The organism is Serratia sp. CY83965 (genome assembly GCF_052166375.1).
GTDB lineage: Bacteria > Pseudomonadota > Gammaproteobacteria > Enterobacterales > Enterobacteriaceae > Serratia > Serratia marcescens.
In genome coordinates this window covers 57,542-80,467 of record NZ_JBJNOV010000012.1, presented here as the reverse complement: position 1 = coordinate 80,467, position 22,926 = coordinate 57,542, and the positions used below count along the sequence as shown (strand labels likewise).

At 60.4% G+C, this 22,926-nt stretch carries 20 protein-coding genes and 4 tRNA genes; 8 read left to right on the top strand and 16 right to left on the bottom strand.

All coding sequences use genetic code 11. The annotated features are described in order from the left end of the window. Positions 1–11 precede the first annotated feature (11 nt). Genes rhtC through pldA form a run of 3 tightly spaced genes read right to left on the bottom strand, consistent with a single transcriptional unit; the run spans position 12 to position 3,399 of the window. Positions 12–632, bottom strand: a complete 621-nt coding sequence (gene rhtC / locus ACJ8PL_RS20870; RefSeq protein ID WP_016929486.1) for a threonine export protein RhtC — start codon at positions 630–632, stop codon at positions 12–14. Between the two features lie 12 nt (positions 633–644). Further along, positions 645–2,477 (bottom strand): ATP-dependent DNA helicase RecQ, encoded by a 1,833-nt coding sequence (recQ, locus tag ACJ8PL_RS20865; RefSeq protein ID WP_442531360.1) that lies wholly within the window; start codon positions 2,475–2,477, stop codon positions 645–647. Between the two features lie 43 nt (positions 2,478–2,520). Then, a complete protein-coding gene (gene pldA, locus ACJ8PL_RS20860) occupies positions 2,521–3,399 on the bottom strand; it encodes a phospholipase A (protein WP_016929488.1) in 879 nt (292 codons plus the stop codon). 203 nt (positions 3,400–3,602) lie between these two features. Here pldA and ACJ8PL_RS20855 point away from each other — a divergent pair, with 203 nt between their 5' ends. Beyond that, complete coding sequence (locus ACJ8PL_RS20855; RefSeq protein ID WP_016929489.1) at positions 3,603–4,073, top strand: thioesterase family protein; 471 nt, start codon at positions 3,603–3,605, stop codon at positions 4,071–4,073. A 66-nt stretch (positions 4,074–4,139) separates the two neighbouring features. Continuing rightward, entirely contained in the window at positions 4,140–5,027 is an 888-nt protein-coding gene (gene rarD, locus ACJ8PL_RS20850; RefSeq protein ID WP_016929490.1) for an EamA family transporter RarD, read from the top strand. 16 nt (positions 5,028–5,043) lie between these two features. Here the strand turns inward: rarD and corA are convergent, their stop codons facing one another. Further along, entirely contained in the window at positions 5,044–5,994 is a 951-nt protein-coding gene (gene corA / locus ACJ8PL_RS20845; RefSeq protein ID WP_004934262.1) for a magnesium/cobalt transporter CorA, read from the bottom strand. A gap of 444 nt (positions 5,995–6,438) precedes the next feature. Here corA and ACJ8PL_RS20840 point away from each other — a divergent pair, with 444 nt between their 5' ends. Continuing rightward, a complete protein-coding gene (locus ACJ8PL_RS20840; protein ID WP_016929492.1) occupies positions 6,439–6,912 on the top strand; it encodes a WbuC family cupin fold metalloprotein in 474 nt (157 codons plus the stop codon). Between the two features lie 46 nt (positions 6,913–6,958). On the opposite strand, the gene uvrD is transcribed toward ACJ8PL_RS20840, so the two are convergent. The 6 genes from uvrD to lptM form a co-directional block, all read right to left on the bottom strand. Next, complete coding sequence (uvrD, locus tag ACJ8PL_RS20835; protein WP_025304874.1) at positions 6,959–9,121, bottom strand: DNA helicase II; 2,163 nt, start codon at positions 9,119–9,121, stop codon at positions 6,959–6,961. A gap of 78 nt (positions 9,122–9,199) precedes the next feature. Then, positions 9,200–9,916, bottom strand: a complete 717-nt coding sequence (yigB, locus tag ACJ8PL_RS20830) for a 5-amino-6-(5-phospho-D-ribitylamino)uracil phosphatase YigB (RefSeq protein ID WP_016929494.1) — start codon at positions 9,914–9,916, stop codon at positions 9,200–9,202. Beyond that, entirely contained in the window at positions 9,916–10,827 is a 912-nt protein-coding gene (gene xerC, locus ACJ8PL_RS20825; RefSeq protein WP_016929495.1) for a tyrosine recombinase XerC, read from the bottom strand. Before xerC ends, yigB begins: the two co-directional genes overlap by 1 nt. Beyond that, positions 10,824–11,537, bottom strand: a complete 714-nt coding sequence (locus ACJ8PL_RS20820; protein ID WP_004934247.1) for a DUF484 domain-containing protein — start codon at positions 11,535–11,537, stop codon at positions 10,824–10,826. Before ACJ8PL_RS20820 ends, xerC begins: the two co-directional genes overlap by 4 nt. Further along, positions 11,534–12,358 carry a diaminopimelate epimerase gene (gene dapF, locus ACJ8PL_RS20815; RefSeq protein ID WP_004934244.1) on the bottom strand — a complete coding sequence of 275 codons (825 nt, stop codon included), beginning with the start codon at positions 12,356–12,358 and terminating at the stop codon, positions 11,534–11,536. The genes ACJ8PL_RS20820 and dapF overlap by 4 nt, the downstream gene beginning before the upstream one ends. Positions 12,359–12,429: 71 nt before the next feature. Next, on the bottom strand, positions 12,430–12,636 hold the full coding sequence (gene lptM, locus ACJ8PL_RS20810; RefSeq protein WP_004934241.1) for an LPS translocon maturation chaperone LptM: 207 nt from the start codon (positions 12,634–12,636) through the stop codon (positions 12,430–12,432). 78 nt (positions 12,637–12,714) lie between these two features. Here lptM and cyaY point away from each other — a divergent pair, with 78 nt between their 5' ends. Continuing rightward, positions 12,715–13,035 (top strand): iron donor protein CyaY, encoded by a 321-nt coding sequence (gene cyaY / locus ACJ8PL_RS20805; protein WP_004934237.1) that lies wholly within the window; start codon positions 12,715–12,717, stop codon positions 13,033–13,035. A 36-nt stretch (positions 13,036–13,071) separates the two neighbouring features. Here cyaY and ACJ8PL_RS20800 read toward each other — a convergent pair whose 3' ends face one another. Beyond that, positions 13,072–15,624, bottom strand: coding sequence for a class I adenylate cyclase (locus ACJ8PL_RS20800; RefSeq protein ID WP_004934235.1), 2,553 nt, complete (start codon positions 15,622–15,624; stop codon positions 13,072–13,074). A gap of 316 nt (positions 15,625–15,940) precedes the next feature. Here ACJ8PL_RS20800 and hemC point away from each other — a divergent pair, with 316 nt between their 5' ends. Genes hemC through hemY form a run of 4 tightly spaced genes read left to right on the top strand, consistent with a single transcriptional unit; the run spans position 15,941 to position 19,966 of the window. Beyond that, positions 15,941–16,882 carry a hydroxymethylbilane synthase gene (gene hemC / locus ACJ8PL_RS20795; RefSeq protein ID WP_004934233.1) on the top strand — a complete coding sequence of 314 codons (942 nt, stop codon included), beginning with the start codon at positions 15,941–15,943 and terminating at the stop codon, positions 16,880–16,882. Next, positions 16,879–17,619, top strand: a complete 741-nt coding sequence (gene hemD, locus ACJ8PL_RS20790) for a uroporphyrinogen-III synthase (protein ID WP_028127629.1) — start codon at positions 16,879–16,881, stop codon at positions 17,617–17,619. The genes hemC and hemD overlap by 4 nt, the downstream gene beginning before the upstream one ends. Positions 17,620–17,641: 22 nt before the next feature. Continuing rightward, on the top strand, positions 17,642–18,766 hold the full coding sequence (gene hemX / locus ACJ8PL_RS20785) for a uroporphyrinogen-III C-methyltransferase (protein WP_016929498.1): 1,125 nt from the start codon (positions 17,642–17,644) through the stop codon (positions 18,764–18,766). A gap of 3 nt (positions 18,767–18,769) precedes the next feature. Beyond that, the gene (gene hemY, locus ACJ8PL_RS20780) at positions 18,770–19,966 is read left to right on the top strand and encodes a protoheme IX biogenesis protein HemY (protein WP_033639014.1); all 1,197 of its coding nucleotides are present in this window, start codon (positions 18,770–18,772) and stop codon (positions 19,964–19,966) included. A gap of 718 nt (positions 19,967–20,684) precedes the next feature. On the opposite strand, the gene ACJ8PL_RS20775 is transcribed toward hemY, so the two are convergent. The 5 genes from ACJ8PL_RS20775 to thrP form a co-directional block, all read right to left on the bottom strand. Continuing rightward, positions 20,685–20,761 (bottom strand) — tRNA-Pro (locus tag ACJ8PL_RS20775). Between the two features lie 74 nt (positions 20,762–20,835). Further along, a tRNA-Leu gene (locus ACJ8PL_RS20770) sits at positions 20,836–20,922 on the bottom strand. Between the two features lie 41 nt (positions 20,923–20,963). Further along, positions 20,964–21,039 (bottom strand) — tRNA-His (locus ACJ8PL_RS20765). A gap of 63 nt (positions 21,040–21,102) precedes the next feature. Next, positions 21,103–21,179 (bottom strand) — tRNA-Arg (locus ACJ8PL_RS20760). Positions 21,180–21,314: 135 nt separating this feature from the next. Then, entirely contained in the window at positions 21,315–22,718 is a 1,404-nt protein-coding gene (gene thrP / locus ACJ8PL_RS20755; RefSeq protein ID WP_004934226.1) for a bifunctional threonine/serine APC transporter ThrP, read from the bottom strand. Positions 22,719–22,926: the final 208 nt, after the last annotated feature.

Genomic DNA, 22,926 nt, shown 5'->3' with positions numbered 1-22,926 from the left:
TTTCACTGCGGTTAGCGGGTAAATATCAGATGTAACCCGAAGCCGGTAAACAGCACGCCCGCCACCCCGTCTATCCACTTGGCCAACCGCTGATAGCCGCGGCGCATCGCCGGCAGCGCAAACACCACCGCCACCAGGCTGAACCAGACGAAGGTCTCGGCGACGATCAGCAAAAACAGCCCCCAGCGCGCTCCGGCGCCGACGCTGTCGCCGACGAACAGCGAGAACACGCTGCCGAAATAGATCACCGCTTTCGGGTTGGACAAATTGGTCAGGAAGCCGCGAATAAAGCTGCGCCCGGCCTTCGGCAACGCCACCTGGGCCTCCGCCGCCGGCTGCGCTTGCTGCGCCCGCGCGGAACGCAGCAGTTGCCACCCCATCCAGCACAGGTAAATGCCGCCGCCAACCATGATGATCTGATGCAACCAGGCCATCTTCTGCAGGATCAGATGCAGCCCCATCAACGCCACGCCGGCCCATACCACGATGCCGAGCGAAATGCCGACCACGCCCATCATCGCCTCGCGGCGCGAGCGGCTGGCGGCGGTTTGCGACACGAAAAAGAAGTCCGGCCCCGGGCTCATCAGCGCAATCAGATGCACCAGCGCCACGGTGAGAAACAGCATCAGCATGATATATCGCCCTCAGTCTTCGTCATTGTCGAGATGGTCGCGGATCATCGCCATAAAGGGCGCGCCGAAACGCTCCAGTTTGCGCTGGCCGACGCCGTTGACGCTCAGCAGATCGCCGGCCTTGATCGGCATCTGTTCGGCCATTTCCAGCAGCGTGGCGTCGTTGAACACCACGTAAGGCGGAATGTTTTCTTCGTCGGCGATCGATTTGCGCAGTTTGCGCAACTTGGCGAACAGCTTGCGATCGTAATTGCCGCCGTAGGATTTCTGGTTGGCGCTGCTGCGCGACTTCAGGCTCTGAATACGCGGCACCGCCAACTGCAGCGCCACCTCGCCGCGCAACACCGGACGCGCCGCCTCGGTCAATTGCAGCGCTGAGTGCATGGCGATGTTCTGGGTGATAAAGCCCAGGTGGATCAGCTGACGCAGCACGCTGGTCCAGTGTTCGGTGGTCTGATCGCGGCCGATGCCGTACACCGGCAGCTTGTCGTGACCGTATTCGCGAATGCGCTGGTTGTTGGAGCCGCGCAGCACTTCCACGATGTACCCGAGGCCAAAGCGCTGGCCGACGCGGTACACGCAGGACAGCGCCTTGCGCGCGTCCTCCAGCCCGTCGTAGCGCTTGGGCGGATCGAGGCAGATATCGCAGTTGCCGCAATTCTCGTGCTTGCCTTCGCCGAAGTAGTTGAGCAACACCAGGCGGCGGCAGGTTTGCGCCTCGGCGAACGCCCCCATGGCGTTCAGCTTGTGGCGCTCGATGTCCAGCTGTTGCCCGGCGGGTTTTTCCTCCAGACAGCGGCGCAGCCAGGCCATGTCGGCCGGATCGTACAGCAGGATGGCTTCGGCCGGCAGGCCGTCGCGCCCGGCGCGGCCGGTCTCCTGATAATAGGATTCGATATTGCGCGGGATGTCGAAATGCACCACGAAGCGCACGTTGGGTTTGTTGATGCCCATGCCGAAGGCGACGGTGGCCACCACCACCTGCAGATCGTCACGCTGGAACGCTTCCTGCACCTGGGCGCGGCGCTCGTTGTCCAGCCCGGCGTGGTAGGCGCCGACGCTCAGCCCGCGGCTTTGCAGGCGCGCGGCGGTGTCTTCCACCTTGGCGCGGCTGTTGCAATAGATAATGCCGCTCTTGCCGCGCTGATCCTGCACGAAGCGCCACAGCTGATCGAGCGGTTTGAATTTTTCCACCAGCGTGTAGCGGATGTTCGGCCGGTCGAAGCTGCTGACCTGCACCAGCGGATCCTGCAGCGACAGCAGGCGCACGATATCGCCGCGCGTGGCTTCGTCGGCGGTGGCGGTCAACGCGATCACCGGCATCGCCGGGAAGCGCTGTTTCAGCTGGCCCAGCGCGCGATATTCCGGCCGGAAGTCATGGCCCCACTGCGAGATGCAGTGCGCCTCATCCACCGCCAGCATCGCCGGCGGGCAGTGATCGAGCAGGTTGAGGAAGCTTTCCATCATCAGCCGTTCCGGCGCGATGTACAGCATCTTGATGGTGCCGTTGCGGCAGCTGGCCATGACGTCCAACTGCTCCTCGCGGGTTTGCGTCGAGTTGTAGCAGGCGGCGGAAACGCCGTAGGCCAACAGTTGGTCGACCTGGTCCTTCATCAGCGAGATAAGCGGGGAAACCACCAGGGTCAGGCCGTCCATCACCAGCGCCGGGATTTGGTAGCACAACGACTTGCCGCCGCCGGTCGGCATCACCACCAGGCAATCCTGCCCGCCGATCGCGGCATTGATAATCGTTTGTTGGCCCGGACGGAATTGCTGGTAGCCGAAGGTATCGCGCAATACCTGCTCGGCCAGCAACTCTCTGTTAATCACTGCTGCGGTTGACACACACTTCCCCATTTTTTCATCGGTACACACCCACCGGGTATGATTACATAATATCGTTCAGCATGACACCAACGCCCACCCGTGTCTGCCGGAAGTTGTAGTCGATCAGCGATTCGCCGTAGCCGCTGAACACCTGGGTATAGAATCGCACGTTGCGGGTGATCGGGTAGCTCCAGCCCAGTTCCGCGCCGCCGTAGCCGCTGTTCCAGTTGTAGTGGCTGTCGACGCTGAACACGCTGTCGCCCCAGGCGTAACCGACCTTCAACCGGTAGTATCCCATGTATTTGGTGATGTCCGGGTTGTCGTCGTTGCTCGAGCTCTCCGAGAAACGGAACCAGGGCTTGAGATCCACCTGCCAATTGCCGTTTTGCGCCATCAGTCGCGCATAACCGCGATTCCAGCTGCGCGACGTCGGGTCCGAGCGGCCGTTAGACTGATGGTTAACGCCGATTTCAACATCGCGCAGCGTCCAACCGGCAAAGCGGTAATCGGTCGCCCACCCCACGAACAGTTGCGGCTCGTAGTTGGTCTCGCGGAACGGCGAAGACTCGCCGCGGTTGGACAATTGCCACCAGGAGCGCTGAGTATAAGACGCGCCGAGCACCGAATTGTCGCCGGCAATGCCCCGCCACAGCGGAAACGCCAGGCTAAGCTGGTATTTCACCTCGTCCTTGCGCGCCTTGTCGGCCCAGTTGTACGTCTTGATGGCTTCTTTGTTGATATCGCTGGTGTCGGTGTACAACAGGTAATTGGGATCGTAAGGATACAGCGTGAACGGATTATCGTGCTCCTGCAGCAGGTTGGCGATAATGCTGCCGCGCACCGCCGGCCTATCGTGAATCTGCTGCTCTTTGGCTTCCTCAGCCAATGCCAGCGCCGGCATCAGCAGCGTGGCGGAAACGATCCCTGACAAAATGCGCATAACCTCTCCTCACTCCAACGAAAAAGGGCAAGCCCGGAAAAAATCAGGCCATTTTACACACAAAGGAGGCTTTACCGCAGCGCGGTCCGGTTTTATTGGAATAGTCTGAAAAGCAACAAAGGTTAAGCATAAAATCAACATTCCATTAACCTGGACTGACCAGTTAGCTCCCTTAAAACGCAAAAGAAAAACGGAAACCCGCTATGTCGACCACACCACTGACCCTGGAAGCCGCCCGCCGCAAGATCGGCGAAATTTTTGTCTACCACATGCCGTTCAACCGCGAGCTTGGCCTGGAGCTGCGCCGCTTCGACGATGACTACGTCGAACTGAGCTTCACCAACCAGCGCAAGCTGGTGGGCAACGCCGCACAGGAAATTCTGCACGGCGGCGTGATCGCCGCGGTGCTGGACGTCGCCGCCGGGCTGGCTTGCGCCGGCGGCGTGCTGACGCGCCTGGAACCGCTGATCGAAGAAGAGATCGCCGCCAAACTGTCGCGCATGGGCACCATCGATCTGCGCGTCGACTATCTGCGCCCCGGCCGCGGCGAACACTTCGTCGCCTCCGCCAGCGTGCTGCGCAGCGGCAACAAGGTCGCCGTCGCGCGCGTAGAACTGCATAACCACGACGGCCTGCATATCGCGACCGCCACCGCCACCTATCTGGTCGGCTGATGATTGTGTGCGGTGAGCGACTTCAGTACACTCACCGCATCTTACGTTCCCCACCAGAGTGACGTCATGGACGCAAAGCAAACGCGTCAGGGCATTTTCTTCGCCCTGGCCGCCTATTTTATGTGGGGCATCGCCCCGGCCTATTTCAAACTGATCCAGCAAGTGTCCGCGGACGAGATCCTCACCCACCGGATCATCTGGTCGTTTTTCTTCATGCTGGCGCTGATCTCGCTGGGCCGCAACTGGCCGAAAGTGCGCGCCGCCTGCCAAAACCGCAAACGGCTGCTGTTGCTGGCGGTCACCGCGCTGTTGATCGGCGGCAACTGGCTGCTGTTCATCTGGGCGGTGAACAATCACCATATGCTGGAAGCCAGCCTGGGCTACTTCATCAACCCGCTGGTTAACGTGCTGCTGGGGATGCTGTTTCTCGGCGAACGTTTCCGCCGCATGCAGTGGGTGGCGGTGGCGCTGGCGTTCACCGGGGTGCTGGTGCAGCTCTGGCAGTTCGGTTCGTTGCCGATCATCGGTCTGGGGTTGGCGTTCAGCTTCGCCTTCTACGGCCTGCTGCGCAAAAAAATCGCCATCGACGCGCAGACCGGCATGCTGATTGAAACGCTGTGGCTGCTGCCGGTGGCGGCGGGCTACCTGTTCCTGTTCGCCGACAGCCCCACCAGCCACCTGAGCGCCAACCCGTGGTCGCTGAATCTGCTGCTGGTCGCCGCCGGCATCGTCACCACCGTGCCGCTGCTGTGCTTCACCGCGGCGGCTACCCGGCTGCGCCTGTCGACGCTCGGTTTCTTCCAGTATCTCGGCCCGACGCTGATGTTCCTGCTGGCGGTAACCTTCTACGGCGAGACCATCGGCCAGGACAAGCTGGTGACCTTCGGCTTTATCTGGGCGGCGCTGATCCTGTTCACCCTCGACGCGCTCTATACCCAGCGCAAGCTGCGCTGAGCCCGGCGCCGCCGGGTTACAGCCAGTTCTTGCGCTTGAAGTACAGGTAAGGGGCCAGGCCCGCCAGGATCATCAAGGTGATGGCGCCCGGGTAGCCGAACGACCATTTCAGTTCCGGCATGAATTCAAAGTTCATGCCGTAGCTGGAGGCCACCAGCGTAGGCGGCAGGAACACCACCGACACCACCGAGAAGATCTTGATGATGCGGTTCTGTTCGATATTGATGAAGCCCATCGCCGCCTGCATCAGGAAGTTCACCTTCTGGAACAGCGATTCGTTGTGCGGCAGCAGGGATTCGATGTCGCGCAGCACTTCACGCGCCTGCTCCAGTTGGCCGGTCGGCAAACGCGCCTTGCGCACCAGGAAGTTGAGCGCGCGCTGGGTATCCATCAGACACAAACGCACCTTCCAGCCGATATCTTCCAGCTCCGCCAGCGTCGACAGCGCGGCGTCGTATTCGTCGCCCTGATGCCCTTCCATGATCACCCGGCTGAGCTGTTCCAGATCGCTGTAGATGTTCTCTATCTCGTCCGCCAGCTGTTCAATCTTGGTTTCGAACAAATCCAGCAGCAGTTCGTAGGCGTTGCCTTCGAGCATGGTCTGGTTGCGGGCGCGCATGCGGTACAGGCGAAACGCCGGCAGTTCACGCTCACGCAGGGTATACAGGCGGCCGTCGCGGATGGTGAAGGCCACCGTGGAGTTGCCGGCGTGATCTTCCGCATCTTCGAAGTAGAAGAAGGAGTGGATATGCAGACCGTCTTCGTCTTCGAAGAAACGGGCGGAGGCTTCGATGTCGTCCAGTTCGGGACGCGTCGCCAGGCTTTGTCCCAGCTCATTCTGCACGCGCTCACGCTCGCCCTCTTCCGGCTCGACCAGATCAACCCACAGCGATGACGTGAGATCATCCGAGTCGTCCAGTTCCAGACGGGACAAGCGGCGGTTATCTAATTTAAAAGCGCTCAGCATGTGCCAAAACTCCGTGAAGGTAACGGGTGCGGACAACGCGTTGAAGCACAGAAACAGAGGGGATGCGTATCACCGATTGTTTCAGACCATGAAGAGATCTGACTCATAGCGACGCTTTGCGGGGTCGCCGACAACCACGAAGGCTATCAGCAAAAACGGAGAGCCTTAGAAGTTATACCTGCGGCGCAGGTCAGTGAGCCAGTATCTACTGGGTGTGTCCAAGGCGTCTGTCCTCAATGATAATAGTGCGCGCATGTTACGCCGAGAAGAAAAAGCCTGTCAACACGTTAGGCGGGATAATTGCGCAACAAATCATCACGATGATCAATGGCAGAAATGGCGCTTAAACCGTACTGAAAAAGTCGCGGCGATCGCTTACCGCCACCAAGAATGTTGCTAAGATGACATCACCCTAATGGTACGACAAGCATGCGGATTTAAACGATGAAACAGATTACCGCCCATGAACTGACCGCGATGAGCGAACAGGCCGCCAGCGTGCCCCGCCTGCGCGCGCACCGCACCTTACACGAAGAGCTGAGCGACCCGGTGCAACGCCTGGCGATCGCCATGGAACCCGGCACCTATATCCGCCCGCACCGCCACCCGCAAACCTGGGAGCTGCTGACGCCGCTGCGCGGCCGTTTTGTCGTGCTGCAGTTCAACGATGACGGCGTCGTGACGCAGCGCACCCTGCTCGGCGAAGAAACCAAAGTGCTGGAGATGCCGGCATTTACCTGGCATGCGGTGCTGTCGGTCGATGCCGGCGGCGTGGTGTTCGAAGTGAAGCGGGGTCCGTATCAGGCGCTGACCGAAGAAGACTGCATGCCGTGGGCGCCGCAGGAAGGCGGCGAAGGCACCGAAGCGGTGATGCGCTGGTATGCCACCGCGCAGGTCGGCGATCGCTACCCTCACTGATGATGAACGATTGCAGGGGCTTAAACTCCTGCAAATCGCCCCTCTCTTATACCGTTTCCAGCCGAGCGTAGGCCGCCACCAGCCACTTGATGCCTTCGCCCGGGAAGGCGATCTGCAGCCGGCTGTGCTCGCCGCTGCCTTCCAGATTGACGATGGTGCCTTCGCCAAACTTGGGATGGCGCACGCGCTGACCCAGCTTGTATCCGGTGTCGTTCTCGCTGATCGGCGTGCCCATGCGGCGGTGATTGACCGGGCGCGATACGCTGGCGCGCAGGCGCACTTCTTCCACGCACTCCTCCGGCAGTTCGCCGATAAAGCGCGACGGCCGATGGTAAACCTCTTTGCCGTACAGACGGCGCGTTTCGGCGTAGGTCAGCGTCAGCTTCTGCATGGCGCGCGTTACGCCCACATAGGCCAGACGGCGCTCCTCCTCCAGACGGCCGCCTTCATCCAGCGACATCTGGCTCGGGAACATGCCTTCTTCCATGCCGACGATAAACACCAGCGGGAACTCCAGCCCTTTGGCCGAGTGCAGGGTCATCAGCTGCACCGCATCCTGATAGGCGTCGGCCTGGCCTTCGCCCGCTTCCAGCGCCGCATGCGACAGGAACGCCTGCAGCGGCATCAGATCCTGATCTTCTTCCTGATAGCTGAACTGGCGCGTCGCCGTCACCAGTTCCTCAAGGTTTTCGATACGCGCCTGCCCCTTTTCGCCCTTTTCCTGCTCATACATGATGAACAACCCGGAATCGCGGATCACCCGGTCGGTCTGCACGTGCAGCGGCATATCGGCGGTTTCATGAGCCAGCGACTCCACCAGCTCGATGAAGCGCTGCAGCGCCGACGCGGCGCGGCCGGCCAGAACCTTGTCCTGCATCAGTTCGCGCGTCGCCTGCCACAACGTCAGTTGGCGATCGCGCGCCGCCTGGCGCACCACGTCGAGGGTGCGGTCGCCGATGCCGCGCGTCGGGGTGTTGACCACGCGCTCGAAGGCCGCGTCGTCGTTGCGGTTGGAGATCAGGCGCAGGTAAGCCAGCGCATCCTTGATTTCCTGACGTTCGAAGAAGCGTTGGCCGCCGTAGATGCGGTACGGCATCGCCGTCTGCAGCAGCGCCTCTTCCAGCACGCGCGACTGGGCGTTGCTGCGGTACAAGATGGCGCAGTCGTTCAGCGCGCCGCCGTTGTCTTGCCAGGTCTTGATGCGGTTGACCACGAAGCGCGCTTCGTCGAGTTCGTTGAAGGCGCAGTAGAGGGAAATCGGCTCGCCTTCGCCGCCTTCGGTCCACAGGTTTTTGCCCATGCGCCCGTCGTTGTTGGCGATCAGGGTGTTGGCCGCTTTCAGGATGTTGCTGGTGGAACGGTAGTTCTGCTCCAGGCGGATGGTTTCCGCGCCGGGGAAATCCTTCAGGAAGCGCTGGATGTTTTCCACCTGCGCGCCGCGCCAGCCGTAGATCGACTGGTCATCGTCGCCGACGATCATCACGTTGCTGTTGCCGCCCGCCAGCAGACGGATCCAGGCGTACTGGATGCTGTTGGTATCCTGGAATTCGTCCACCAGCACGTTGGTGAAACGCTCGCGGTAGTGGTTGAGGATATGCGGCTTGTTCAGCCACAGCTCGTGCGCGCGCAGCAGCAGCTCGGCGAAATCCACCAGCCCCGCGCGATCGCAGGCTTCCTGATAGGCCTGGTAGATGCGCAGCCAGGTGGCCTCCACCGGGTTGTTGTAGGTTTCGACGTGCTGCGGGCGCAGGCCCTCATCTTTCTTGCCGTTGATGTACCACATCGCCTGACGCGGCGGCCACTGCTTCTCGTCGACGTTCAGCGCCTTGATGATGCGCTTGAGCAGCCGCAGTTGGTCGTCGCTGTCGAGGATCTGGAAATCCTGCGGCAGGTTGGCCTCCAGGTGGTGGGCGCGCAACAGACGATGCGCCAGGCCATGGAAGGTGCCGATCCACATGCCGCCCTGGCTGGTGCCGATCAGATGTTCGATACGGTGACGCATTTCCGCCGCCGCCTTGTTGGTGAAGGTCACCGCCATGATCGAATACGGCGAGCAGTTCTCCACCGACAGCAGCCAGGCGATGCGATGCACCAGCACCCGCGTCTTGCCGCTGCCCGCTCCGGCCAGAACCAACAGGTTGCTGCGCGGCGCCGCCACGGCTTCACGTTGTTTTTCATTCAGGCTGTCGAGCAGATCGGAGACGTCCATAGGCACCACTAATGGTTAAGGGAAAACCCGCCGGTGACGGGTTTTTCACTGGAAATTTATACAGAGTTCTGGCAGGGATTATAACAATGCTGTCAGCGATGCCAACTGCGAAATCTCAATATGCGGCAGCAGGCGGCTGTCGGCGGCCTGCATCAGGCAGCGTTGCCGATCGTTGATCCAACACGCCTGCAGCCCCGCGCGCAGCGCGCCGGCGACGTCGGTAGTCAGATCGTCGCCCACGTGCAGGATCTGCTCGGGCGCCACGCCCAGCCGCTCGACGGCCAGGTGATACATGTCTTGGTATGGCTTGGCGCGCCCGTCCGGCCCGGAACGCAACACGAACTGGAAGTAGCCGTCCAGGCCGCACTGCGCCGGATCGGCGTTGCCGTTGGTGATCGCCACCAGCGGGTAGCGCGCGGCCAGAGCCTTCAGCGTGGCGTGGGTCGCTTCCGGCACCTCGATGCGGCTGCGCCACAGCGCGAAGTTTTGCATCGCCGCATCGGCCCCGATCGCCGCTTCGGCGTCGCGCAGCCCCTGCCGGCTCAGCGCCAGATGAATGGCGCGCCAGCGCCACTGGGTGACGTCGTGGTAGATCTCCGGATCCTGCTCGCGCAGCTCCTGGCGCAAGCGGTGGAAATCCGCCGACTGGAAGCTGTTCAGGCCGGGATGGTAGCTCTGCAGGAAGGCCACCGACTGCTGCTCGGTTTGCCGGATCACCGGACGGTTGTCATACAGCGTGTCGTCCAGATCGAAAGTCAGCGCCGCCAGCGGGCGCAGCGGGCGATAAAAATGCATCAGGATTTCCCCCGTTTGGCGCGCGGATGCGCGGCATCGTACACGTTCGCCAGATGTTGAAAGTCGAGGTGGGTATAAATTTGCGTGGTGGTCAGGTTGGCATGGCCGAGCAGCTCCTGCACCGCACGCAGATCGCCGCTCGACTCCAGCATGTGGGTCGCGAAGGAGTGACGCAGTTTGTGCGGGTGAATATGGCTGTTGACGCCCTGTTTCACGCCCCATTCGGCGAAGCGCTTTTGCACGTTGCGCGTCGAGATGCGCCGCCCCTGATTGGACAGGAACATCGCGTCATCTTCCGGCCCGAACAGATCGCGCATCGCCAGCCAGTGTTCCAGCCAGGTGACGGCAGTGCGCCCGATCGGCAGTTTACGCTCTTTGCTGCCTTTCCCCATCACCCACACCTCGCCGGCCGCCATATCGACATGGCGGCAATCCAGCCCCACCAGCTCGGAGAGACGCAGGCCGGCGCCGTACATCACCTCCAGCATGGCGCGATCCCGCACCGCCAGCGGATCGTTGAGATCGATCTCCAGCAGCTGGTTCATTTCATCGACGTCGATATTTTTCGGCAGATGGCGACCGCTGCGCGGCGTGCGGATGCCTTTGGCCGGGTTGGCGTGCAGCACGCCCTGGCTGACCAGCCAGTCGAGGAAACTGCGCAACGAAGAGAGCCGCAGCGCCAGGCTGGCGGACTGCAGGCCGGCGCGTTTGCTGCGCGCCGCCAGCATGCGCACCCGGGCGGCGTCCAGCGCCGCCCAGTCGGTGACGCCGATCTCCTGCGCCAGGCGCATCAGCGCCGCCAGCTGGCGTGAATAGCTGAGCTGCGTCAGTGGGCTAAGTTGCCGTTCTACCTTGAGATAACGCAGAAAAGCGTCCACCGGCTGCTGCAGGCTGGGCGCAATCGGCGTCATGCGCGTTCGATCCAGCGTTCCAGCAGTTCCGGCAGCATGCGCGCCAGTTGATTGAGCATCACCGTGCCCATGCCCTGCTGATAGTGTTGCGTATCGCGGCTGCTGAAGATCACCATGCCCAGCTCGCCGTCGTCGCCCAGCATCGACAGCGCCACCGAACCAATCTGGCCGATCTGTTTGGCCTGCGGCAACAGCAGCAGCAGTTCGGGGCCGTTCAGGCCGCCGAGGTAGTGTTGTTCGCTGCCCAGCCGCTGGATGCGGAACGGCTCGAACGCCGAACGCGTCAGCGCCAGATGGGTGAAATCGGAAGGCGCGCCGATATTCCAGCGCTCGGCGAACAGGCGCACCGTGGCGCCGGCCAAACCGAAGCCGCGCGCCCAGCGCTGCAGCCGGTTGAGCATGTCCTGCAAGCTGTCGGCGGTGGCCAAATCGGCCTGCAGGTGCAGCAACCGGGCGAACAGCCCTTCGTTAGCGCTGGCCTGCTCCATCAGCAGCGTGATCTCTTCTTCCAGCCGTTCGATGTGATTGCGCTGGCGGGCCAGATGCCATTCCACCAGCGAAACGGTGCCGCGCACCGGGTGCGGCACGCGCATCTGCTCAACCTGGCGCGCGTTGCGAATAAAGAAATCCGGGTTCTGCAGCAGGTACTGCATCACGGTGTCGTCATCCAGCGCCAGGCCGGCGACGCTCTGTTCTTCTACGCTTTTCATAGATGAATAAATCCGTCATAGACATGGGTTGCCGGACCGGTCATAAACAGCGGGTTGCCCGGCCCTTTCCAGCGAATATGCAGGCTGCCGCCCGGCAGTTCTACATGCACTTCTTCTGACAGCAATTCCTGTTGGATCCCCACCGCCACCGCCGCACAGGCGCCGCTGCCGCAGGCCTGCGTTTCACCGGCGCCGCGCTCATAAACGCGCAGCTTGATGTGATCGCGGCTGACCACCTGCATAAAGCCGATGTTGGCCCGTTCCGGGAAGCGTTCATGCCCTTCCAGCACCGGCCCGAGCAGCTCCACCTTGGCGGTTTTTACGTCGTCCACCTGCAAAACACAATGCGGGTTGCCCATCGACACCACGCCGCACAACACGGTATGTTCCGCCGCGCGCATGATGTAGGTCTTTTCAGCCTTGGCGGCGCGGAACGGCACCGCCTGCGGGTCGAAATTCGGCTCACCCATGTTGACGCACACCAGATCGTCGTCGGTGACGCTGAGCACCATGCGCCCGGTTTGGGTGCTGACGCGGATGTCACGTTTGTTGGTCAGCCCTTTCAGCCGCACGAAACGCGCGAAGCAACGCGCGCCATTGCCGCACTGCGCCACTTCGCTGCCGTCGGCGTTAAAAATTCGGTAGTGAAAATCCAGTTCGGGATCGTAAGGCGGTTCTACCACCAGCATCTGGTCAAAGCCGACGCCCAGGTGCCGATCGGCCAGCCGGCGGATCAGCTCAGGTGAAAAATAGACATTCTGTGTAACGGCATCGACCACCATAAAGTCGTTGCCCAGACCGTGCATTTTGGAGAACTGCATATCATACTCCGCTATCTGGACGCGCTATCCGTCTTGATTTTACGGCGGCGCTCGCCACCGCAAACAGGGTGTTACTGGTCAACCATCGACGGTTTTTGCTGAGAGCCAGACTGCTCCTGCTGGTTCTTTTGCACCTGATCGCCCGTTTGCACCGGCGGCTTGGCCGGTTTCTGGCTGGCGGGATCGGCAGGCGGGAAGTAAAGCGGGCCTTTCAGACCACAGCCGGCGAGGCCGGTAACCAGAACTGCCATCAGCGCATAGCGTAGTTGTTTTTTCATTTGCATTAATGCCTGTAATTCATGCGTCCAAGGTCTCTATAATCGCAGGTGGATCATGAAAAGCAATAGGAATTGAATATGAACGACAGCGAGTTTCACCAGTTGGCCGACCAGCTGATGCTGAATATTGAAGAGACACTGGACGATTTTGACGGCGATGCGGACATCGATTACGAAACCAATGGCGGCGTGATGACGCTGAGCTTCGAAAACGGCACCAAAATCGTCATCAACCGCCAGGAGCCGCTGCACCAGGTGTGGCTCGCCACCAAGGCCGGCGGTTACCACTTCAACTACCGCGACGGCGTTTGGCTATGCGATCGCAGCGGGCAGCCGTTTTATCAGCTGCTCAGCGAAGCGGCCAGCGCGCAGGCCGGCGAGGAACTGCATTTTTCCTGAAGCTAAGCAGGGCTCGGCAACCGAGCCCTTGCGGCGTCAATGCAGCTGGAACTGCTGCTTCAGCGGCTGAGCGGCGCCGTCGGCCACCGTCACGCACAGGCTGGACAGCACGTTGCTGCGGAACGGGATCACCTGCGTGCGCCCGTCGAGCTGCACAATCTGATAGAACTGCGGCAGATTGAAGTTGATGAAGCTGGAGCCGTAAGTGAAGCGATCGTGCGACGAGGAGTAGAAGCGGCTGACGTCGCGCACCAGCTCCTCTTTACTGCCCTCGCAGTGGTGATACACCTCAACCCGATTCGACTCATCCAGAATATAGATGTTGAAGCCCTTGTCGTCTGAGGTGTCTTCGAAGAAGAACTGGATGATCCCCTCGCTGGCGAAGCCATCCACCACCGGCGGCAGATGCACCTGATCGGTTTCCACCTTGATAGACAGGCCGTGCAGCTTGTTGTTAGAGATGGCGCCGTAAAACTCCACCGCATTCTCCAGCTTTTGCACCGATACGCTCAAGCGCTCGAAGAACAGCCCCCAGGTCTGCCCGGCGACGCGCACCGCCTTGAAGCGGCCGGGTTCCAAACGGGTACTGGACAGGCGCAGCTCGATGCACTCCGACACCAGCTGCTGGATACGGGTGCGGATCAGGCCGCGCAGGTGCTGGCTGTAGCAGAACACTTCCACCGACTCCGGCGGCGCGGCGTCCTGATGCATTTTGCCGAGAATGGTTTTCAGCGCTTCCAGCACCGACTGCTCACCGCTGAAATGCAGGGTGCGCACCTCGTTCCAGGAGTTGCGGTACAGCAGATCGATGCTGCCCACCAGACACTGCTGCTGCTGGCCGAAGCTGAACACGTCCAGCTTGCGGAAATCGAAGTGCACCACCTGATTGCGGAAGGCGGCGGTCGGATCGTTTTCCAGATTGACGATGATCGCCAGATGGCGAATCTCGCACGGGCTGTACAGCGCTTTCGGCGTCGGCGCCGGCAGGCGCAGCGGGAAGTGATGGGAAACGTCGGCCACCAGCTCCTGCAGCTTGGCGGTGTCGCACAGGTTGCCGCTCTTGATGTGCAGGCGGGTCTGCGGCGTCAGCAGGCCGTTGAAATAGGCCCAGGCCACCAGCTTGTTCAGGTAGCGGTTATATTCCAGCGGCTGATGGCTGACGATAGAATCCATGGCCGGCGCCTGATTGTACAGGTACCAGCCGGTGCGGTTGGCGCGGCCAACCGGCACGTGAATAAAGGTTAAATCGTTTTCCGACAGGTCCGGTGAAATCTGCGGGTTCACCAGCGTCACCTTGCCGGGCAGCGCTTCGAACGCCGCATACAGTTTGCGGGTCAGCACGCCGATATCCTGCGGGCTGGCGCTGACGCTGAGGTTGTTGCGGCGAGCGAAACGGATCAGGTTGCGGTAGCTCTGCATCATCGCGTCGAGCAGTTCGTTATGCGCTTCGCGCACCCGCTCGATTTTCCAGTTGGCGCGGTTGTCCAGCATCGCCAGACGCTCTTCGCTCCAGCCCCACTCGCTGACCAGCTGGCTGAGGATCTCGCGCCGCCAGCCGACGCAGGCCTTGGCCAGCGACAGCTTTTCACATACTTTCAGGTAAAAACAGCGGCGGGCCAGATCGAGGCGGGTGGTGTCGTTGATGTCGGTCAGGTAGCGGGTCACGCGCTCAAGCATCATGCAGTAGGCGTCGAGCCCGAAGCTGACGATCTCGCCCTGATGCAGCCGGTGTTTGATGTCCGTCGCCAGCAGTTGGGTATTGGGGTATTCCCAGGAATAGGCTTCCAGCAGTAGGGTCTTCAGCACCGCCTTGTAAGGCGAATCGATGCTCTTATACAGTTGCCACAGGCTGGCGCCAAAGTACTCTTCCGCCGACAGCGAACTCAGACCGCCGAGATCCAGCCACTCGTTCGGCGTCAGCGCGCCCTGCGCGTACAGCGACAGCACGTATTCATCGTAGTGCGCTTCTTCTTCGCCCGGCACCATGTTCCACAGGATGCGTTTGCCGGCCAGGCGCACCGCGGTGCGATAGAATTCGTCGAGCAACAGGATGTGCTGCGTCGAGCCGCAATCTTCGCCGCCCAGGCTGCCGCTTTCATTATGGCGGAAACGGTTTTCATCGATCAGGAAGAAGCTGACTTCCACCCCCATCGAGGCGGCCCACTTCTCAAGCAGGCTGCATTTTTGCTGCAGGCGGGTGCGTTCTTCGTTGTCCAGCCAGGACTGGTGGCAGACCCAGATGTCGAGATCCGAGCTGCAGCTTTGGCCGATAGACGAGGTGCTGCCCATCGAGTAGACGCCGGTGATCGGCAGCTCGCCGCTGGCCGGTTTGTCAAACGGGCTGCCCCATTTGTCTTCTAAATCGTTCAGGTATTCTTGTTGAGTTTCATCAGGCGTGTAGAGGCAAATGCCGTGGGGAACGTTACCGTTCAGGTAACCCGGCATCAGCGGGTGGTGGTGGTGCAGTAAGGTGGGCAGCAGACTGTATACCCGTTGAAACGCGGGCTTCATAGCCGCCAGGGCGCGATCGACGCGTAGCTGATTGATCGCATCCAGTCTCTGCTTCAATGTCTCGATGTAGAGGTACAAGACGTCTCGCCTGATTATCCCGGTGTTTAGAAAAAAACCCGTATTCCATAAGCGCCGTTAGTGTAAGAAGAATATTTGGCGACTTATTGCTGGAAACGTGATCAATTTAACACCTTGCTGATTGACCGTAAAGGAGGTAACGCTTCACAATTATTGTAGCGCTTCCCTAAACGATTTACCCGCAGTGTTAACTGCCCCAAAGCACATCACACGTCCCTTTGATTCCGTTGTCCTTTTTCCGCCTCCGGCTTCTTGCACTGACAGTATTGGCTCTCAGTGGTAGGATGGATGGCGAAATATAAAAACGGTAACAAGCATGTTAGACAAAATTATTCGAATTGCCACCCGACAAAGCCCGCTTGCACTTTGGCAAGCACATTATGTGCAGCAACGTCTGATGGCCTGCCATCCCGGCCTGCAGGTCGAGTTGGTGCCGATGGTGACGCGCGGCGACGTTATTCTGGATACGCCGCTGGCGAAAGTCGGCGGTAAGGGCCTGTTTGTTAAAGAACTCGAGCTGGCGCTGCTGGAAGGCCGCGCCGACATCGCCGTGCACTCGATGAAAGACGTGCCGGTCGATTTCCCTGCCGGGCTCGGTTTGACCACCATTTGCGAACGCGAAGATCCGCGCGACGCTTTTGTTTCCAATCGTTTCGCCTCGCTCGATCAGCTGCCGCAGGGCAGCGTGGTCGGCACCTCCAGCCTGCGCCGCCAGTGCCAGCTGCGCGAACGCCGCCCGGATCTGATCGTGCGCGACCTGCGCGGCAACGTCGGCACTCGCCTGGCCAAGCTGGACAACGGCGACTACGATGCAATTATTCTGGCGGTGGCCGGCCTGAAGCGCCTGGGGCTGGAGCAACGCATCCGCAGCCCGCTGAGCGCCGAAGAGTGCCTGCCGGCGGTCGGCCAGGGTGCGGTCGGCATTGAATGCCGTCTCGACGACAGCGTCACCCGCGCGCTGCTGGCGCCGCTGAACCATGCGGCCACCGAAACCCGCGTGCGCGCCGAGCGGGCGATGAACACCCGCCTGGAAGGCGGCTGCCAGGTGCCGATCGGCAGCTATGCCGAACTGGATGGCGACAGCCTGTGGCTGCGCGCCCTGGTCGGCGCGCCGGACGGCAGCCAGATGGTGCGCGGCGAACGCCGCGGCCCGGCCGCCGAAGCCGAACGGATGGGCGTTGAGCTGGCGGAAGAGCTGCTGGCGCGCGGCGCGCGCGAGATCCTGCGCGAAGTTTATCAGGGAAATCCGCCGGCATGACGATCTTGGTAACCCGCCCATCGCCTTCGGGAGAGCAGTTAGTGAGCCGGCTGCGCGCACTCGGCCGGGTTGCCTATCATGCGCCGCTGATCGACTTCGCCCCCGGCGGCGATCTGCCGCAGCTGCCGCAGGCGTTGCAACAGTTGAACGCCGGCGATCTGGTGTTCGTGCTGTCGCAGCATTCGGTGAACTATGCCGATTCGGTCATTGGCCGCGCCGGGCTGAGCTGGCCCGCTCACCTGGCTTATTACGCCATCGGCCGCACCACCGGGCTGGCGCTGCACCGCATCAGCAGTTTGCCGGTGGAATACCCGCGCGAACGCGAGATCAGCGAAACGCTGCTGCTGCTGCCGGCGCTGCAAAAGCTGGCGGGCAAACGCGCGTTGATTTTGCGCGGCAACGGCGGCCGCGAACTGTTGGGGTCGACGCTGAGCGAGCGCGGCGCCGACGTCAGCTATTATGAATGCTATCAACGCAGCCCGGTGCACTATGACGGCAGCGAGCAAAGCGCCCACTGGCAGCGCGCCGGTGTGGATACGCTGGTGGTGACCAGCGGTGAAATGTTACAACAGCTCTATACTTTAGTTCCTGATTACTATCGTTCTTCATGGCTGCTGCGTTGCCGCCTGGTAGTAGTGAGCGAACGCCTGGCTACCCTCGCCCGGGATTTGGGCTGGCGTACGATTCGGGTAGCTGACAACGCCGATAATGACGCGCTGATCCGCGCGCTACAATAATCTGACTATGGGATGTGCCACTATGACGGAACAAAATACCCCAGCCGCCCCGGTTGAAGAGCCAACCACCGCGGTTGAGAGCTCCCAGCAGCCAGCCGCTGCCAGCCGCAAAGGCAAGAACACCGGCCCGGTGCTCGGCGCGATCGCTATCGTGCTGGTCATCGCCCTCGGCGCGGGCGGCTATTACCACACGCACAAGCAGGCGCAACAGCTGATCGCCGCCAATCAGGCGCTGCAGCAGCAGCTTGAAGGCGTGAAGCAGAGCCAACAGCAGGAAAGAAATGCGCTGGAAGGCCTGCTGCAGCAACAGGGTAAAACCCTGGACGCCGCCGATCGCGAGCAGGCGAACCTGGCGCGCCAACTGAGCGAGCTGCAGGAAAAAGTGGCGACCATCTCCGGCAGCGACGCCAAAACCTGGCTGCTGGCGCAGGCCGATTTCCTGGTGAAAATGGCCGGCCGCAAGCTGTGGAGCGATCAGGACGTGACCAGCGCCGCCGCGCTGCTGAAAAGCGCCGACGCCAGCCTGGCGGATATGAACGATCCGAGCCTGCTTGATGTGCGCCGCGCCATTACCGAAGACATCAGCACGCTTTCCACGCTGACCCAGGTCGATTACGACGGCATCATCCTCAAGGTCAATCAGCTGTCCAATCAGGTGGATAACCTGCGCCTGGCGGACAACGACACCGACGAAGCGCCGATGGATCAAAACAGCAGCGAGCTCTCCGGCTCGATCGGCGAATGGCGGCAGAACCTGGCCAAAAGCTGGCGCAATTTCATGGCCGACTTCATCACCATCCGCCGCCGCGACACCAGCGCCGAACCGCTGCTGGCGCCGAACCAGGACATCTACCTGCGCGAAAATATCCGTTCGCGCCTGCTGGTGGCCGCACAGGCCATCCCGCGCCATCAGAACGAGACCTACAAGCAATCGCTGGAAACCGTCTCCACCTGGGTGCGCGCCTATTTCGACACCACCGATCCGGCGACCAAGGCCTTCCTGGAAGAGCTGGACAACCTGAGCCAACAGTCAATCTCGATGGACGTGCCGGATCAACTGAAAAGCCAGCCGCTGCTCGAAAAAGTGATGCAGACCCGGGTGCGCAACCTGATGACCCAGTCCCCTGCCGCTCACCAGGAGGGTTAAGCCATGTTACGCGTGCTATTTCTGTTCCTGGTGGTGATCGCCAGCGTAGTGCTCGGGCCGATGTTGGCCGGGCATCAGGGCTATGTGCTGATCCAGACCGATAACTACAATGTCGAAACCAGCGTCACCGGCCTGGTGATCATGTTGGTGCTGCTGTTCGTGGTGCTGCTGGCGATCGAATGGATCCTGCGCCGTATCTTCCGTACCGGCGCCCGTACGCGCGGTTGGTTTATCGGCCGCAAGCGCACCCGCGCGCGCCAGCAAACCAAAGCCGCGCTGATCAAACTGGCGGAAGGCGACTACAAGCAGGTTGAAAAGCTGATGACGCGCAACGCCGACCACGCCGAACAGCCGGTGGTGAACTACCTGCTGGCCGCCGAGGCCGCACAACAACGCGGCGATGACTTCCGCACCAACCAATATCTGGAGCGCGCCGCTGAAGCCGCCGACACCGATCAGCTGCCGGTGGATATCACCCGGGTTCGTATCCAACTGGCGCAGGGCGAGAACCACGCCGCGCGCCACGGCGTCGATCGCCTGCTGAACCAGGCGCCGCGCCATCCGGAAGTGCTGCGCCTGGCGGAACAAGCCTATCTGCGCACCGGCGCCTACGCGTCGCTGCTGGAAGTGCTGCCGTCGATGCGTAAAATCGAACTCCACAGTGAAGAGCAGTTGCAGGCATTGCAGCAACAGGCTTATATCGGGCTGATGAATCAGGCGATGGCGGACGAAGGCAGCGAAGGCCTGAAGCGCTGGTGGAAAGATCAGAGCCGCAAGACGCGTCACGAGGTGCCGCTGCAAATCGCGATGGTGGAACACCTGATCGAATGCAACGACCACGAACTGGCGCAGGAGATTGTGCTCGACAGCCTGAAGCGCCAATACGACGAGCGCCTGGTGCTATTGCTGCCGCGGCTGAAGTCCGGCAACCCCGAGCAGCTTGAGAAAGCGCTGCGTCAGCAGATGAAACAACACGGCGCGACGCCGCTGTTAAACAGCACGCTGGGGCAACTGCTGATGAAGCACGGCGAGTGGCAGCAAGCGGCCGACGCCTTCCGCGAAGCGCTGAAACAGCGCCCGGATGCTTACGACTACGCCTGGTTGGCCGATACGCTGGAAAAACTGCATCGTTCGGATGAAGCGGCGCAGATGCGACGTGAGGGACTGATGTTGACGCTGAAACAGAACGGCGGCGAATAACGCCCTGCCCAAGTGAGAAAAGCGCGGCTCCGATGCCGCGCTTTTTTTGCCCGGGGTTTTCTGTGGCGCAAAAAAAACACTTGCCGTATGGCAAGTGTATAAAGAAGCAATCAGGTCTAGGACAACAGGGGCGGTGCCTCACTCAACGTTTTGCCCTGAGCGTGATGACGGGTTAGTCATCGTTCTCGTGGGCGATAGGCACCCTAAATCGGCTCTGCGTCATTCCCAGGGTTTATGAAGCCTAAGGCGAACATAAGAGGTGGAATGAGCATCTACGCTATAGATATTGCATTTGACGTGCCAACTTTTAGATTGAGCCCATCTCCAATAGGAAATTTAATTCAATGCATTGAAATATAAATAATTTATACTTCCTCCCCACCCTCCCTGCCTGATACCTCTCCCTGGCATTCCATGCCAGCGGCCGTTATAAGAATGTCGCTTCAAAACGACGGCTTAAGCCAAATCCGGTTTTATCTTTTAAAATCAATAAATTATTTGTCTCAACCTGACGACAGCGCTGGATGGTCATGTCGCTGAAAACCAACACGCTCACAGGCAGGCACAAGATGCCAGCCCTCATGGATGCAAAAAGCCCGCACATTGCTGCGCGGGCCTGCCTTCTCGTCTCGCTTCGCGAGGCTCCTCCTGCGGAGGTACTCATCCTCATAAACGACAGACGAAAAAAAACCTGCTTTAAAAGCAGGTTTTTCGAATGTGGTCGGCGAGAGAGGATTCGAACCTCCGACCCACTGGTCCCAAACCAGTTGCGCTACCAAGCTGCGCTACTCGCCGATTTGTGTTGCTCATACTACCCGATTTATCAGACCGCTGTCCATATAAATCTTATATTTATCAGACATTTTGCGTGGTGCGAAGAGAGGGACTTGAACCCTCACGTCCGTAAGAACACTAACACCTGAAGCTAGCGCGTCTACCAATTCCGCCACCTTCGCACTGTCACAAAATACTGCTAAATCTTCACTTCATCAGGAAGTGGGGTGGCTAATGGGACTCGAACCCACGACAACTGGAATCACAATCCAGGGCTCTACCAACTGAGCTATAGCCACCATTACTACTTCTTCTTACTCACGCGGTAATATTACCACCGCAGCTCCTGCGCACAAACTTAATGGCGCGCCCGACAGGATTCGAACCTGAGACCTCTGCCTCCGGAGGGCAGCGCTCTATCCAGCTGAGCTACGGGCGCGTAGCGCCGTTGCGGGAGGGGATACTACGGATTTACGCCAATCCTGTCTAGTGCTTTTTCGCAGAAATGTTGCGTTTGATTACGCTTTGCTCACTCCTGCGCAGGAAAGCGCACTCCGTAGCCCCTTTTCACCGTTTATTGCCGTGTTTCTACCCGATTTTCAGCCGGATGATGTTTCTTATGCATGCCGAAAGCGAAGTAGCACAGGCTGACGCCCGCTAAGAAAATCGCCCCGACCAGCAGGGAAATTCGCGTATCTGGGTTGATTCCCATGCCGACCAGCACGCAAACCAGAAAAGCGATGGTCAGATAGTTCACATACGGGAACATGATCGACTTAAAACTGTGGTTTTTGATCGCTTCCTTGTGCGCGCGGCGGAAATAGAGCTGGCTGATCAGCACCACGAACCACGGCACCATGCCCGGCAACACGCTGGCGCTGTAGACATAGACGAACACCTGCTCCGGATTAGGGATAATGTAGTTCAGCGCGGAGCCCACCAACAGGCAGCCAATGGTGACGGCGATACAGTTGACCGGCACGCCGCTGGCGGAAAGCTTGGTCAGCGCCGCCGGCAGTTGGCGATTCTTGGCCAGGGCGTACAGCATGCGGCCGCCGCTGTACATACCGCTGTTGCAGCCGGAAAGCGCGGCGGTCAGCACCACGAAGTTGATGATGCCGGCGGCGGCGACGATGCCGATCTTGGCGAAGGTCAGCACGAACGGGCTGCCGGTGGTGCCGATGCCGTTCCACGGGAAGATGGTCACGATGACGAAGATCGCGCCGACATAGAAGATCAGGATGCGCCACAGGATATTGTTGATCGCGCGTTTCAACGTCACTTGCGGGTTTTTGGCTTCCCCGGCGGTGATGCCCACCAGCTCAACCCCCTGATAGGACGCCACCACGATGCACAGCGCAAACAAGAAGCCCTTCCAGCCGCCGGCAAAGAAGCCGCCGTGCGCCGTCAGATTGGCGAAACCGATAGGTTCACCGCCGTTGCCGAAACCGAAGAAGATCACCCCCAGCCCCACCAAAATCATCACGATGATGGTGGTGACCTTGATCATGGCGAACCAGAACTCCAGCTCACCGTACAGACGCACCGCCGCCAGGTTGGCCAGCGCCACCATCGCCACGGCGATCAGCGCGGGAACCCACTGCGGTATTTCCGGGAACCAGAACTGCACATACACCCCGATGGCGGTGATCTCCGAAATGCCGACGGCGATCCACATAAACCAGTAGCCCCAGGCGGTCAGGTAGCCGAAATAGGGATTCATGTACTTGTGCGCGTAAACGGCGAACGACCCGGCGACCGGCTCAAGGAATAGCATCTCCCCCATCGAACGCATAATGAAGAATACGAACAGCCCGGCGATGATGTAAGCCAGCAGTACCGACGGCCCCGCCCATTTCAGCGTACTGGCCGATCCCATAAACAGGCCGACACCGATGGTGCCCCCGAGAGCGATTAGCTCGATGTGCCGGGCCTCAAGGCCTCGGTGTAGCCCTTGCGGTTTCTCTTTGTGTGCCATAAATCCTCAATAGTTTTTCTCGGGTTGTGTTTGCCTGCCGGCCGCTGCCGGTCGTTATTGTCATTATTAAAAGAATAAATCATCCCCTGCCGTTCGAGTTGGCATCAACGGGTAGTCGGAGCGAAGTTACCGTGAGAAGAACATCGTTCAGCGCTGTCGCATCAGGCTTCAGCGGCCAGGGATAATTTCCGGGCGGTATCGTTTCGCA